Origin of the sequence: Mesorhizobium sp. WSM4935 (genome assembly GCF_029625735.1) — a bacterium.
Taxonomy (GTDB): domain Bacteria; phylum Pseudomonadota; class Alphaproteobacteria; order Rhizobiales; family Rhizobiaceae; genus Mesorhizobium.
In genome coordinates, this window is sequence record NZ_JARTVR010000005.1 from 175,521 (window position 1) to 190,032 (window position 14,512).

Here is a 14,512-nt window from a genome sequence, read left to right on the forward strand (position 1 = left end):
GGGGCGGCCGGGCTCATTCCAATGAACGGCGGCAACCTCCAACAGCAAAAGCAGACTGATGAAATTCGGCTCAAGCGGTGTTCGGGGTCTGGCTGCCGAATTGGTCGGACGGCCAAGCGGACTCTATAGCGAGGGCTTTGCACGGCGCTTGCGGTCGACCGGATTTCAGCAAGGCGAGGTCTTCGTCGGGCGCGACCTGCGCGACAGCAGTCAGACGATAGCTGAAGACTGCATGGCGGCGCTGGCCGCGGGCGGCTTCCAGCCGGTCGATTGCGGCCCCCTCCCCACGCCTGCGCTTGCCTTCTATGCCCGTCTGCGCGGCGCCGCGGCGCTCATGGTGACGGGCTCGCATATTCCCGCCGACCGCAACGGCATCAAGTTCTACGGGGCGAGGGGCGAGATCGACAAGGCGGACGAGGCCGCGATCACCGCTCATGTCGCGGAGCTTTCGGATCAATATCCCTGGCCGCCGGCCCGCGCGAGTTGGCAAGCCGGCCATGAACAGGCGCTCGCGGCCTTTCGGGACCGTATCGACCGCATCCTGCCTCTCGGCGCCTTTTCCGGAATGAAGCTCGGCGTCTACCAGCACAGCACAGTGGCGGCGGACCTGCTGGTTGAGGTCCTGCGAAGGTACGGCGCGGATGTCGTTGCTGTTGGAAAAACGGAGGTTTTCGTGCCGATCGACACGGAGGCGGTCGGCCAGGAAACAATGGCGAAGCTGAAAGACTGGGTGCGCGAATTCAAATTGGACGCCATGCTCTCGGCCGATGCCGATGCCGACCGCCCTCTCGTCATCGACGAAAATGGCGAGCTGTTCCGCGGCGACCTGATCGGCCTGTCCACGGCGCTGTTCCTGCGGGCCGATACCGTGGTGACGCCTGTGACCTCCAATTCGGGCATCTCCGGAGCTTTCGGCTTCAAGGTGGTGAGAACAAAGGTTGGATCACCCTTCGTCATAGCGGGCATGGAGGCAGTGCAACCGGCCAGCGGCATCGTCGTCGGCTTCGAGGCCAATGGCGGGGTTCTTCTGGGGTCGGATTGCCTGGTGAACGGCAGAACCTTGTCCGCGTTGCCGACGCGGGATTCGTTTTTGCCCATCCTGGCGGTGCTGGGCACGTCCGCATTGACGGGCAAATCGCTGTCCGGCCTGCGCGAAACCTGGAACCTTCCGATCTGCGCCAGCGCGCGGCTCGAGAACTTCGCCGTCGAGGCATCGCGCGGCTTGATGCGCAAGCTCGCCGACCGCGACGCGCTGCGGCAATTCCTTGCGCCCTTCGGCACCGCTGCGGATGTCGATGAGACCGACGGTCTCAGGGCACGGATGACCAGCGGTGAGATCATCCATTTGCGGCCTTCTGGCAACGCTCCCGAATTTCGTTGTTATGCCGAGGCCGCAAGTCATGACAGGGCGACCGAAATTGTGGCAATGGCGCTGCAACGGGCGCGGGACACCACATTGGCAGATGATTGAGAGACCATATAGCGAAAGTGGCGCCAGCGGGTGCCACAGGCCTGGGGCGCGGCCTGTTTTCTGTATCTCGTTCGATCCCCGAGAATACCGATGTCAAGGAGAGCTTTGATAACCGGCATCACGGGGCAGGACGGCGCCTATCTGGCCCAGTTCCTGCTTTCGAAGGGTTATAGCGTCCACGGGCTGGCGCGACGGTCGAGCACAGCCGAGGTCAACACGGCGCGCCTGAAATGGCTTGGGATCGAGAACGACGTGCGGATCGTGGATGGCGACCTCACGGACCTGTCGGGCCTGGTCCGGACCATGCGCGACATTAGGCCGGACGAGGTTTACAACCTCGCCGCACAGTCTTTCGTCAAATCTTCCTGGCAGCAGCCGATACTGACGGGCAACGTCACCGGCATCGGCGTCACGAATGTTCTCGAGGCGCTGCGTCTGGAAATGCCGGAGGCGCGTTTCTATCAAGCTTCGTCGTCCGAGATGTACGGCCTTATCCAGGAGCCGGTACAGTCGGAGACCACGCCTTTCCATCCCCGCTCTCCTTACGCGGTGGCGAAGGTCTACGGTCACTGGATCACCGTCAACTACCGGGAAAGCTTCGGCCTGCACGCTTCGAGCGGCATCCTGTTCAATCACGAATCGCCGCTGCGCGGCATCGAATTCGTGACACGCAAGGTCACGGACGCCGTCGCGCGCATCAAGCTAGGGCTGGCAAGGGAACTGCGCCTGGGCAATATCGACGCCAGGCGCGACTGGGGCCACGCCAAGGACTATGTGCGCGCCATGTGGCTGATGCTGCAGCAGGACCGGCCCGACGACTATGTGATCGCCACCGGAAGGACGACGACTGTGCGTGACATGTGCAGGGTCGCATTCGAACATGTAGGTCTGAAGATGGACTACCATCTTGTCATCGATCCCGACCTATTCAGGCCGGCGGAAGTCGAAGTCCTGCTCGGCAATCCGGCCAAAGCAAAGGCGAAGCTCGGATGGGAAGCGACGATCTCCCTGGAAGAGATGATCCGCGAGATGGTGGACGCCGATTTGGCGCGCCACGCGGCCGCGAAGCGTTGAAAGGAAGCTCTTGCTTTTACAGGTCGATGACTTGACGCACCGTCTTCCGCCACGCATGCGCATGCGGATCATGCCTCGTGGTTCGTGAGGCCGGCATGCGGGTTTTGCTGACCGGAGCCAACGGTTTCGTCGGCCCCTATGTGCTCGACGCGCTGCGCAGGGTTTGCGGGCACGACATTGCCGTTGCTGCGACCTCCAAGGATGGCGGTCCACATCCCGCTTTCGGCCAGGTCGAAGTGTTAGACGTGACCGACCCGGCCGCCGTCCAAGACGCCGTTGCCCGTCACCGGCCCACCCATGTCATTCATCTTGCGGCGCTCGCGGCCCTGGAGACCGCCCAGGCCGATCCTCGGAACACGTGGCGCATTCATGTCGGCGGCGCGCTCAACGTGGCAAATGCGGTCCTCGACAAGGCTCCGGACTGCTCGCTGATCCATGTCGGGTCGGGCCTTGTCTATGGCGAAAGCGCGAAAGCCGGGCAGCCGCTCGACGAAAGCACGCTGCTTGCTCCGATAGACGACTATGCGGTGACCAAGGCCGCGGCCGACCTCGCGCTTGGCGCACTTTCACGCCAGGGGTTGAGGTGTATCCGGATGCGTCCCTTCAACCACACGGGACCGGGTCAGACCGAAGCATTTGCCGTGCCTGCCTTCGCCATGCAGATCGCGCGGATCGAAGCGGGCCTGGCTCCGCCGGTCATCCGTGTCGGCAATCTTGATGCCAGGCGCGATTTCCTGGATGTCCGCGACGTCGCCAACGCCTATGCGCGCGCGGTCCTGAACAGCCGCAACCTTGCCCCGAACATCATTTTCAACGTTGCATCCGGCGTGCCCTGGCGGGTAGGAGACATCCTCGATCTGCTGCTCGCGCAAAGCAGCGCCAAGATCGTCATGGAACAGGATCCGCTGCGGCTGCGACCGAGCGACCTGCCATGCATCGTTGGCGATGCGAGCCGCGCCCGGAGTTTGCTTGGCTGGGCACCCGAGCATCCCTTCGAAGATACGCTTGCTGCCGTCCTGGAGGATTGCCGCGCGCGCGCGGCCCAGGCCTGAGTAGGGACGACGCCTCGCCTGCTTCCCGAAAGCCCGAACTGAACCGCTGCCGTGCCAGCACAGCCGCGAAGCTGCCGCGCGGCGCCAGCGACCGGCGCTCCACCGCCGGCGATCGGGCAACGAACCGGCCGTGGATGGCGGCCCGCATCGTCGCCGATTTTAGTTGGTCCCCGGCATTGAGCTTTGCTCCGCCTCGTCCTATAAGGCCGCGCGCAGCGGGCATGCCCCGCCTGCTGGGGCGTCGCCAAGTGGTAAGGCATCGGTTTTTGGTACCGACATTCCCAGGTTCGAATCCTGGCGCCCCAGCCAACCTTCAAACGAAGCCACCTGGACCAATGACCGGCCGCGCCTCCTTTGAAGTTTGGCGGCTTTATCGGAAACCTCGACCGGACATCAGGCGCCTTGGATAGCGATTGCCGTGGTCAGCAAGATCAGGCTGAGCATCGCCAAAGCAGCGCGGACGACGTGCGAGAGTTCCCACCGGTTGCGAAGTGCTGTCCATTCTTGGGTCGGCGGAAGCGAAGCTCCGTCGCTACCTTCGGCGGCGAAGAATCGCTGCGCCGGCGCGTTCAATTTCACGTCCTGCAGCCAGTGTTTGTTGATCGGCTGGGTCATGAGCCAGAAGACAAGCTGCATTGCGAGGAGCGCGGCCAAGGCGCCGGCGATCAGCCAGCTTTGGATCGGGCCACTCGACGCCGGCATCAGCGCAAACGTCGCAAGGATTCCCCCGACCTCCGCGATGCCCCCTCCAATCGTGAAACCCGGGTAGTAGATCCGTTGGACAACGAAATACTCTTGCCTAGCGAGCCTCAATTTGCCCGGCAGCTCCAGCGCGTGGGAGAGCGCCATGGCCATCGCACCCGCCACGAGGATGACGGTCAGGACTTCCAGAAAGACATACATCGGATCGGCCTCTCACTCCGGCCTGGTGCTTGTTGCAGAAGCAACGAACGTGATCCTGCTGACCGGGTTCCCATCAGCGTACGCTTCAATTCCGCCGGGTGGCGCGCTGGGTGCATCGCGAGTTGGGCGAACGCCGCGATCATTGCGAAGCGGAGCCTCAGCCTAAACCTTTTCCGGGGACAGGCGTTGTTCATTCCAGACGGATCGGCAAAACGGCCGACGGAGAGGTTCGACCAAATGTATTTCATGGCATTGGCCACCGATTATGACGGTACACTGGCGCATGATGGCCTGGTCGCGGCCAGCACGGTCTCGGCATTGGAGAAGCTGAAGAAATCCGGGCGCAAGCTCATCCTCGTCACCGGCCGCGAACTGCCCGACCTCAAGGAGGTGTTTCGCGAGCTCCCCTTGTTCGACAAGGTCGTGGCGGAGAACGGCGCGCTGATCTACACGCCGGCCAGCGAGGAAGAACGCACGATTTCGCCCTCGCCTTCCTCCGATCTCATCGACAAGCTCAAGAAGCGCGGCGTGAAGCCGCTCTCGGTCGGCCGTTCGATCGTCGCCACCTGGGAGCCGCACCAGGCGACCGTGCTGGACGTCATCAAGAAGCTAGGGCTGGAGCTGGAGATCATCTTCAACAAGGGCGCGGTGATGATCCTGCCTTCCGGCGTCAACAAGGCGACCGGGCTGGCGGCAGCGCTGGAAGACCTGAAGCTGTCGCCGCACAATGTCGTGGGCGTCGGCGACGCCGAAAACGACCACGCCTTCCTCAGGGCCTCCGGCTGCAGCGTCGCGGTGGCCAACGCATTGCCCGCCGTAAAGGAGACGGCAGACCTCGTCACCAAGGAGGCGCGCGGCAAGGGCGTCGAGGAGCTGATCCGCAAACTGATCAAGCGCGATCACCTCACTGCCAAAAAGCGCTTGGGCGGCGTGCTGCTCGGAACCTCGCGCGGCAAGGACATCTATTTGTCGCCGATGGAAACAGTGCTGATCGCCGGTAGCTCGGGCATCGGCAAATCGACGCTGGCCACGGCGCTCACCGAACGGCTGGTCGAAAAGGGGCTGCAGTTCTGCATTTTCGACCCCGAGGGCGACTATGACGGACTGAAGGGCGCAGTGCCGCTCGGCAACGGCTCAACCGCCCCGAACAAGGAGCAATTGCTGGAACTGATCGAGAAGCCCCAGACCAATGTCGTGGTCAATGGCCTGGCGCTGAAAGTCGATGAGCGGCCCGATTTTTTCGCCGAATTGCTGCCCGGCCTCGGCAATGTCCGCTATCGCACGGCGAGGCCGCACTGGCTGATCATCGACGAGGCGCATCATTTGATGCCCAAGCGGCGCGGAGACACGCGATCGGTGCTTTCGATCGAGCTGCCCGGCACGGTGCTGATCACCGTCCACCCCGAAGCGATTTCGACCGATGCGCTCGGCCTGGTAACGGCGGTGATCGCGCTTGGTCCCAAGGCGAAGGGCGTAATCAAGACCTTCTGCAAGGAAACCGGGCTCCAGGCGCCAAAGGACATTCCATCGCCCAAGGGCGACCGGGTGCTGTTCTGGCGCCCGCACGATGGCAAGAAGCCGTTCACAGTCAAGGCGATCGAGCCCGACCAGTCGCTGAAGCGGCACAGCCGCAAATATGCCGAAGGCGAGCTCGACGAGGCCGGCAGCTTCTATTTCACCGGGCCGAAGAAGGCGATGAACCTCAGAGCCCACAACCTCATCATCTTCGCGCAGATGGCGGAAGGCATCGATGACAAGACATGGGAATACCATTTGCGCGCCGGCGATTATTCCAAGTGGTTCCGCCAGCAGATCAGGGACAAGGACCTCGCCCGAGAAACGGCAGAGGCGGAGAAGAACAAGGCATTGTCGGCTGACGAGAGCCGCAAGCTGGTGATCGACGCCGTGCGCCGCCGCTATACGGCGCCGGCGACCGCTCCGGAGGAATAGAGCTGGTGGCTACGCCCCACGGAAGCGGTGCGCGCGCTCAGCTCGCCTCGCGCATCGCTTCGGCCGCCTGAAGATCGACCGAGACCAGTTGGCTGACGCCCTGCTCGGCCATGGTGACGCCGAACAGCCGGTCCATGCGCGCCATGGTGATCGGGTTGTGGGTGATGATGACGAAGCGCGTCTCGGTCGTCTTCGCCATCTCTTCCATCAAGTTGCAGAAGCGCTCGACATTGTGGTCGTCGAGCGGCGCGTCGACCTCGTCGAGCACGCAGATCGGCGCCGGATTGGTGAGGAAGACGGCGAAGATCAGCGACATCGCCGTCAGCGCCTGCTCGCCGCCGGACAGCAACGTCATGGTCTGTGGCTTCTTGCCGGGCGGCCGGGCGAGGATTTCCAGCCCCGCTTCGAGCGGGTCTTCCGACTCGATCAGTTGCAATTCGGCGGTGCCGCCGCCGAACAAATGCGAAAACAGCCGCTGGAAATGGCCGTTGACCACCTCGAAGGCCGACAGCAGCCGCTCGCGGCCCTCGCGGTTGAGGTTCTGGATTGCCTGACGCAGCTTGCGGATCGCCTCGATGATGTCCTCGCGCTCGGAGACGATGGTCTCCAGCCGGTCGGACAGATCCTTCTGCTCTTCCTCGGCGCGCAGATTGACGGCGCCGAGCCGCTCGCGCTCGATCTTCAGCCTGTCGAGCTGTCGCTCGATCTCGGCCATGTCAGGCATCGGATCGTCGGCTTCGAGGCCGGTATGCTTGATGACGAGATGGGGCGGCGTGTTCAGCGCTTCCTGGATGCGCGCCTCGACCTCGGCGCGGCGCTCGTCGGCGGCGGTGAGCCGTTCCTCGGCCCGCACGCGGGTCTCGCGCGCTTCGGCGAGCGACTGGACGGCGGCGGTGGCCGCCTTGTCGAGCTCGGCCTGCTTGTTCTCCGCCTCCTGCAGGCGGTCGCTCGCCGCCTGGCGCAGCGCCTCGGCCTCGGAAAGCTGGGTCAACAGCGCGCGGCGCTTGGCGTCGATCTCGTCGGGCGCGTCGGCGAGCCGCTCGCGCTCGGCCTCGGCTTCCGCCTTGCGCTCGCCGAGGGCGGCGATCTGCGTCGAGGCATTTTCGGCGCGCTCCAGCCAGTTCTTGCGCTCGGCGCCGATGGCGTCGAGCCGGCGCATGCGCGCCTCGGCCTCGCGCCGCAGGCCCTCATGCACGGCGCGCGCATCGGCAAGGGTGGCGCGATCGCGCGAGACATTGGCGGAAGCCTGTTCGAGCTGCAGCTGGAGATCGCCAAGATCGGGTGCGTCCTTCAGCATCTCCTCGGCTTCGAGGAAGGCGGCCTGCGTCTCCTCATGGCTGTCGACGATGCGCGCACGCGCTTCATCCAGAGCAGCGCGGCGGCTCACCAGCTCGCCGCCGGCCTTCTCGGCCTCGGCCAAGGCGTTGCGGGCGGCATCCAGCGCATGCTGGGCGTCGCGGCCGGCCTGACGCGCATTGCGCTCGGCCTCACTTGCCTGGCGCATCGCCTGCTCGGCGCGCGCCAGCGCTTCCTCCGCCTCGCGCACGACGCGCGTCGCCTGCACGGCCTCGGCATCGAGCTCGGCCAGACGGTTCTTCTGCGCCAGCCGCTGGGCGGCGGCGGTCGGGGCGTCGGCGCTCGCGGACAGGCCGTCCCAGCGCCACAACGCGCCGTCGCGGCTCACCAGCCGCTGGCCGGGGGCCAACAATGCTTGAAGCCGGCGACCGTGGGCGGCGTCGACGATGCCGATCTGAGCCAAGCGGCGGGCAAGCTGCGCCGGCGCGCGCACGACGCTGGCAAGGCTCTTCACACCCTCGGGGAGCGCCGCATCGCCGGGCTGAATTGCGCTTTCGCCCCAATGCACCGGTGCGCTGCGGTCGAGCGGAACGTCGAGGTCCTCGCCCAATGCCGCACCCAGCGCCGTCTCATAGCCGCGCTCGACGCTGATCTGCTCCAGCACCGACGGGAAGAGATCGCCGCTCGCGGCATTGAGGATCTTCGCCAGCGTGCGTGCCTCGGTCTCGATACGCGCCAGTTCCGCTCTTGCATCCTGCAGCGGAGGCCTTGCGGCGCTTTCGGCGGCGCGCGCCTCCGCGACCGCCTGCTCGGCGGCGATGGCGCCGGCCTCGCTCTCTTCCAGCCGGGCAAGCGCATCCTCGACCAGAAGCCGCTTTTCGGCTGGATCGGGCAGACCTGAAATGCGTGCGACGATGTCGGAAAGCTCGCGGTCGACCTCGGCAAGCTGACGGGCGAAGCGGTCGCGGCGCTCGGCGGTCTCGCGCAGGCTGCGCTCGATCTGATAGCGCGAGGCAGCCGCCTCGGCGCGTTCGGCGGTCAGCGCGGCAAGTCTTGCCTCGCTCTGCGACAGCGTCGCGCCGGCCCGTTCGAAGGCGGCGCGCGTGGTCGCCTCGCGCTCGGCGGCGCCGGCATTGTCCGAGTTGAGCTCGGCCTCCTCGGCGCGCAGGCGTTCCAGGATATCGGCATTGTCGCGCACCATCCGCTCCTCGCGGGCGATGTCGGCATCGAGCTGCTGCAGGCGGCGTTCGAGCTCGGCCTGCCGCGAGCGGATGCGGCCGGCCTCTTCCTCGATCTGGGTCTTGGCGATCGACAGGCGCTGGAAGGCCGCGGCCGCGGCGGCTTCCGCGTCGCGCAAATCCGGCAGCCGGTGCGCGGCGATGCCCTGCTCTCTTGCCGCGGCCATCTGGGCCGCGGCGCGGTCGCCGACCAGCGTGGTGGCGACGGCGAGCGCCGAGCGCGCCTCGCCTTCCTGGGTCTTGGCCAGCGTCCAGCGCAGGTGCAGAAGCGTCGCTTCCGCCTTGCGGATATCGGCCGACAGGTTCTTGAAGCGCGAAGCCTGGCGCGCCTGGCGCTTCAGGCTGTCGATCTGGCCTTCCAATTCGCCGACGACGTCGTCCAGGCGCTCGAGATTCTGCTCGGCCGCCTTGAGCCGAAGCTCCGCCTCGTGCCGGCGCGTGTGCAGGCCGGAGATGCCGGCTGCCTCTTCCAGCAACGCGCGGCGGGCTTGCGGCTTTGCCTGGATCAGCTCGCCGATGCGGCCCTGGCCGACCATGGAGGGCGAGCGCGCGCCGGTCGACTGGTCGGCGAACAGAAGCTGCACGTCCTTGGCGCGCGCTTCCTTGCCGTTGATGCGGTAGAGCGAGCCGGCCTCGCGCTCGATGCGACGCGACACCTGCAACTCATCGGCATCGTTGAAGGCGGCGGGCGCCGTGCGGTCGGTGTTGTCGAGAAAAAGCGTGACTTCGGCGGTGTTGCGGGCGGGCCTTGTGCCGGAGCCGGAGAAGATCACGTCGTCCATGCCGGACGCGCGCATGTTCTTATAGGAGCTTTCGCCCATCACCCAGCGCAAAGCTTCGACGAGATTCGACTTGCCGCAGCCGTTCGGCCCGACAATGCCGGTCAACCCGCGTTCGATGACGAACTCGCCGGGCTCGACGAAGGATTTGAAACCGAGGAGGCGAAGGCGCGAAAATTTCATTCGCGCCGACCCACACTACAGGCCATGGCGCCGAAGCCGGACCGCTTCGGCGCGGCCTGGATGTCAGAGCAGAGGGTCGATGATGGCCGACATTTCCTCAATCGACATCGCCCCCTTGTAGGTCTTTCCGTTGATGAAGAAGGTCGGCGTCGAGTCGACCTTGAACTCGTCCGCTCCACGTTTCTGGACTGCTCTCACATCGTCCAGAAGCTTCTGGTCCGTCAAGCAGGCCTCGAAGGACTCCTGTGTAAAACCGGCCAGCTTGGAGATCTGCAGCAGCGCTTCCTTGGTGTTGTTGACGCCAACCCAGCTCGGCTGCTGCTTGAACAGCACATCGACCATGGCGAAGTAGTTGTCCTTGGAGCAGCGCGCCAGCATGAAGCCGGCCTCGGCGCTCGGGTCGAAGGGGAATTCGCGCAGGATATAGCGGACCTTACCGGTGTCGATATATTTCTTCTTCAACTCAGGGAATGTTGTGTCGTTGAAATGCGCGCAATGCGGGCAGGTCATCGAGGCGTACTCGACGATGGTGACCTTGGCGTCGTCCTTGCCGAGCTGCTTGTCGGGCAATGCGCCGGGCTTGAGCAGTTCCGCCATGTCGACGGTGCCCTGCGCCTCGGGCACCTGAACCGCGGCCGGGGTGGCGGCCGGCTTGGCAGGCGTCGACGGGTCGGCAGGCTTCACGTCGGCCGCCTTCGCCTCCTCGCCGGAGTCGCTGCATGCGGCAAGCAGCGCCACCGCAGGAACAGCGGCCAGCGTGGTCAGAAGGTTTCTGCGGGACAGACTTTTGCCAAACGGGCTTTTGCCAAACGGGGCACGGTTCATGCGAATCACCTGATATCGGTTGGATTTTGCAATGCAAGGGCTAGAAAAGGCGAGAGTTGGCGCGAATTAAGGCATCGCGATCCCCTATCCATCGCGAAACTTGATCATAAGCATCACGAATGCGCGAGATTGGTGACGCATTCATGACGCTTCTTACGACCCTTTCGCCTTCCTTTCACCCATAATTGTGGCGCCGAGCCGCTCCAGCGAAGCGCGCAGGCCGTCATCCTCTATTTTGCCGACCAGATGCGAAAGCTTCGATTTCTCCGCCTCGCTCAAGGGTCGCGGCGCCGGCTTTGGCCGCGCCTTTTGCGAAAGCACCGGTTTCTGCAGGATCTTGATGCGGCCGATCGCGTTGAAGCCCAGGAAGGCGTTGACGCGGTTGATGACCTCGCCGGCCTCGTGCTGCAAATGCAGCGCCGCCATGCCCTCGCAGGCGATGATCAGCGTCGCCGGCTCGAACGGATCGTCCTCGTGCAGGCGACGTGGCCATTGGATCTTCTCCGGCCGCGAATGGCTTGCGAGCCGCGGTCCGGCGATCTCTTCCCAGGACTGCACCAGCCCGATCGAGATGCCGGCGCGCTTCTTCAGCACCGGATCGAGGATCTCGGTCGCGAGATCGCTCACCGGAACGGGATTGCCGAAGGGCCTTTTCCCTGCCATGTGCGTTCTCCAGTTCCCAATTCATCCGATCAATGGCACCGCGAAACCAGACCCGCAAGGCATCATATGAGACCGCATCCGGCGATACGGGCATCGCGTCCCGCCTGCTCGCCTGGTATGACGCTCACCATCGCGACCTGCCCTGGCGCGTCACGCCCGGGGCGTTCGCCCGTGGAATCAGGCCCGATCCCTATCGTGTCTGGATGTCCGAGGTCATGCTGCAGCAGACCACGGTCGAGGCGGTGAAAGCCTATTTCCGCAACTTCGTCGAGAAATGGCCGACCGTCGAGGCGCTGGCGGCGGCGCCCGCCGAGGATGTGATGAAGGCCTGGGCCGGGCTCGGCTATTATTCCAGGGCGCGCAACCTGAAAGCCTGCGCCGACCTGGTAGCGCTGCGGGGCGGCCGCTTTCCCGACACCGAGGCGGGCCTGCGCGAACTGCCGGGGATCGGCGCCTATACGGCGGCGGCGATTGCGGCGATCGCCTTCGATCGGCCGGCGGCGGTCGTCGACGGCAATGTCGAGCGGGTCGTCTCCCGGCTCTATTCCATTGAAACGCCGCTCAGCAATGCCAAGCCGGAAATCCGCGCGCTGGTCGAAAGGCTGGTGCCGCAGGCAAGGCCCGGCGATTTCGCCCAGGCGATGATGGACCTCGGCGCGACGATCTGCACGCCGAAGCGGCCGCGCTGCATGCTGTGTCCGGTCCGCGAGGATTGCAGCGCCATCCTCAGCGGCGACCCGGAACGTTTCCCGGTCCGCCTGCCGAAAGATGACAAGCCGCTGCGCAAGGGTGCGGCCTTCGTCGCCGAGCGCGACGACGGCGCCATCCTGCTGCGCAAGCGGCCGGAGAAGGGCTTGCTCGGCGGCATGACCGAGGTGCCGACCACCGGCTGGACAGCGCGGATCGACGGCGCCACCACGGCCGAGGCCGCACCTTTTGCCGCCAATTGGCGGCCTGCCGGGCAGATCGGACATGTCTTCACCCACTTCGCGCTCGAACTTGAAATCTTCCATGCCCACATCAAGGGCGACGCGCCGGACGGACATTTCTGGTCGCTCGCCCATGAAATTTCCGGGGAAGCGCTGCCCACCGTCATGAAAAAGGTAATCGAGGCGGCGATACCGGGCGCGACCAAGAAACCGAAAGGCATGCAATGACCGAAATCCGCCATATCGTGTTCGACATCGGCAAGGTGCTGGTCCATTACGACCCGGACATCCCGTTCAGCCGGCTGATCCCAGACGCCGGGGAACGGAAATGGTTCTTCGACAACGTCTGCACCAGCGCCTGGAACCTCGAGCAGGACCGCGGCCGGACCTGGGAGGAAGCCGAGTCATTGCTGATCGCCGAGCATCCCGGCCATGCCGAGAACATCCGCAATTTCCGCCGCTACTGGCACGACATGGTGCCGCATGCCTATGACGACAGCGTCGCGCTGCTCGAAGGCCTGATCGATGGCGGCCATGACGTGACGCTGCTCACCAACTGGGCCTCGGATACTTTCCGCGAGGCCCGGGCCCGTTTTCCGTTCCTGGAAAAGCCGCGCGGCATCACCGTCTCCGGCGATATCGGCCTGATCAAGCCAGACCGCGCCATCTACGACCATCACGTCGCGTCGTTCGGGCTCGATCCGGCGGCGTCTTTGTTCATCGACGACAGCCAGAAGAATGTCGACGGCGCCAAGGCCGCCGGCTGGCAGGCGGTGCTGTTCACCGACGCCGGGACGCTTAAAGCGGATCTCGAACGGCTCGGGATTGCGGCTTGAACTGAATCGCTGCAGCGATCCGCTGAAGTGCTGATTCAACCCCCTGCCCGCTCCATGCCGAGCCGGGCGATGCGGCGCAGCTCGTCGATCGGGGTCAAGCCGCCGCTGCGCTCATAGTGCCAGAAGGTCCAGCCGTTGCAGGCGTCCAGCCCCTGTACCTCGGCGCCGATCTTATGGATCGAGCCGGCGCTGTCGCCGATCGCCAGCGTGCCGTCGGCGCGCACTTTCGCTGCCCAGCGCTTCTTGGCGTCGTAGAGCGTGGCGCCCGGCGCCACAAGGCCGTTGTCGATCAGACTGATGAAGGCGACGCGCGGCTCGGCGCGCCTGCCCGAAAGCACGGTGAGGTCGGCGCTTTCCAGCGGGCGAACCGCGGCGATGCGCTCATTGGCGGCGTCGATATAAGCCTGCTCGCGCTCGATGCCGACAAAGTGGCGGCCGAGGCGCTTGGCGACGGCGCCTGTGGTGCCGGAGCCGAAGAAGGGATCGAGCACGATGTCGCCCGGCTTGGTCGACGCCATCATGACGCGGGCCAGCAGGGCCTCCGGCTTCTGCGTCGGATGCAGCTTGTTGCCGTTCTCGTCCTTGAGCCGCTCGCCGCCGGTGCAGATCGGGAACAGCCAGTCGGAGCGCATCTGCAGATCGTCGTTCGAGGCCTTCAGCGCCTCGTAATTGAAGGTGTAGCCCTTGGCTTTCTGGTCGCGCGATGCCCAGATCATCGTCTCATGCGCGTTCTGGAAGCGGCGGCCGCGGAAATTCGGCATCGGGTTGGTCTTGCGCCAGACGATGTCGTTGAGGATCCAGAAGCCCAGATCCTGCATACGGGCGCCGACGCGGAAGATGTTGTGATAGGAGCCGATGACCCAGATGGTGCCGCTGGGTTTCAGCACGCGGCGCGCCGCGAGCAGCCAAGCGCGGGTGAAGGCGTCATAGGCCTCGAAACTCTCGAACTGGTCCCAGTCGTCGTCGACGGCGTCGACCTTGGACTGGTCGGGCCGGTGCAGGTCGCCGTCGAGCTGCAGATTGTAGGGCGGGTCGGCGAAGATGACGTCGATCGACTTTTCCGGCAGCCTGTCCAGCGCGGCGACGCAATCGCCCTTGAGGATCGTGTCCAACCATTCGGACTGCTGGGGAGCGTGGGAAAGCTCGTCGAGAAGACGCACGGCAGACATCGAAACACCCAAAAGAACGCGTTACGGTTTTACTCTCCGTTATGGTTACCGATCAGCGTAAACATTCGGTGAAGGCGGCGCTTCCGGCTGCCGAGGTTTGCGAAGAACGGCCCGTTAGTGTATGCCGCGCCGCTTAAGCCAGTC

Annotated in this window: 11 protein-coding genes and 1 tRNA gene; 7 read left to right on the forward strand and 5 right to left on the reverse strand. The window is 64.9% G+C overall.

Annotated elements, in window-relative coordinates:
* Window positions 1–58: 58 nt before the first annotated feature.
* The 4 genes from P9273_RS15435 to P9273_RS15450 all read left to right on the forward strand — a co-directional run bounded on the left by P9273_RS15435 (window position 59) and on the right by P9273_RS15450 (window position 3,906).
* Complete coding sequence (locus P9273_RS15435; RefSeq protein WP_278049682.1) at window positions 59–1,471, forward strand: phosphomannomutase; 1,413 nt, start codon at window positions 59–61, stop codon at window positions 1,469–1,471.
* Between the two features lie 90 nt (window positions 1,472–1,561).
* Window positions 1,562–2,545: a GDP-mannose 4,6-dehydratase gene (gene gmd, locus P9273_RS15440; RefSeq protein WP_278049683.1), complete on the forward strand. Its 984-nt coding sequence runs from the start codon at window positions 1,562–1,564 to the stop codon at window positions 2,543–2,545.
* Window positions 2,546–2,640: 95 nt separating this feature from the next.
* Window positions 2,641–3,597 carry an NAD-dependent epimerase/dehydratase family protein gene (locus tag P9273_RS15445; RefSeq protein WP_278049684.1) on the forward strand — a complete coding sequence of 319 codons (957 nt, stop codon included), beginning with the start codon at window positions 2,641–2,643 and terminating at the stop codon, window positions 3,595–3,597.
* A 234-nt stretch (window positions 3,598–3,831) separates the two neighbouring features.
* A tRNA-Gln gene (locus P9273_RS15450) sits at window positions 3,832–3,906 on the forward strand.
* Between the two features lie 84 nt (window positions 3,907–3,990).
* On the opposite strand, the gene P9273_RS15455 is transcribed toward P9273_RS15450, so the two are convergent.
* A complete protein-coding gene (locus P9273_RS15455) occupies window positions 3,991–4,500 on the reverse strand; it encodes an anthrone oxygenase family protein (protein WP_041002339.1) in 510 nt (169 codons plus the stop codon).
* A 237-nt stretch (window positions 4,501–4,737) separates the two neighbouring features.
* Here P9273_RS15455 and P9273_RS15460 point away from each other — a divergent pair, with 237 nt between their 5' ends.
* Entirely contained in the window at window positions 4,738–6,450 is a 1,713-nt protein-coding gene (locus tag P9273_RS15460; protein ID WP_278049685.1) for an HAD family hydrolase, read from the forward strand.
* A gap of 37 nt (window positions 6,451–6,487) precedes the next feature.
* On the opposite strand, the gene smc is transcribed toward P9273_RS15460, so the two are convergent.
* The 3 genes from smc to P9273_RS15475 all read right to left on the reverse strand — a co-directional run bounded on the left by smc (window position 6,488) and on the right by P9273_RS15475 (window position 11,434).
* Entirely contained in the window at window positions 6,488–9,946 is a 3,459-nt protein-coding gene (smc, locus tag P9273_RS15465) for a chromosome segregation protein SMC (protein WP_278049686.1), read from the reverse strand.
* Between the two features lie 63 nt (window positions 9,947–10,009).
* Window positions 10,010–10,771, reverse strand: coding sequence for a DsbA family protein (locus P9273_RS15470; RefSeq protein ID WP_278049687.1), 762 nt, complete (start codon window positions 10,769–10,771; stop codon window positions 10,010–10,012).
* A gap of 153 nt (window positions 10,772–10,924) precedes the next feature.
* Window positions 10,925–11,434 carry a DUF721 domain-containing protein gene (locus P9273_RS15475; protein ID WP_278049688.1) on the reverse strand — a complete coding sequence of 170 codons (510 nt, stop codon included), beginning with the start codon at window positions 11,432–11,434 and terminating at the stop codon, window positions 10,925–10,927.
* A gap of 32 nt (window positions 11,435–11,466) precedes the next feature.
* Here P9273_RS15475 and mutY point away from each other — a divergent pair, with 32 nt between their 5' ends.
* Window positions 11,467–12,591 carry an A/G-specific adenine glycosylase gene (mutY, locus tag P9273_RS15480; protein ID WP_278049689.1) on the forward strand — a complete coding sequence of 375 codons (1,125 nt, stop codon included), beginning with the start codon at window positions 11,467–11,469 and terminating at the stop codon, window positions 12,589–12,591.
* Window positions 12,588–13,199, forward strand: a complete 612-nt coding sequence (locus P9273_RS15485; protein ID WP_278049690.1) for an HAD family hydrolase — start codon at window positions 12,588–12,590, stop codon at window positions 13,197–13,199. The genes mutY and P9273_RS15485 overlap by 4 nt, the downstream gene beginning before the upstream one ends.
* A 35-nt stretch (window positions 13,200–13,234) precedes the next feature.
* On the opposite strand, the gene P9273_RS15490 is transcribed toward P9273_RS15485, so the two are convergent.
* Window positions 13,235–14,368: a site-specific DNA-methyltransferase gene (locus P9273_RS15490; RefSeq protein WP_278049691.1), complete on the reverse strand. Its 1,134-nt coding sequence runs from the start codon at window positions 14,366–14,368 to the stop codon at window positions 13,235–13,237.
* Between the last annotated feature and the right edge of the window lie 144 nt (window positions 14,369–14,512).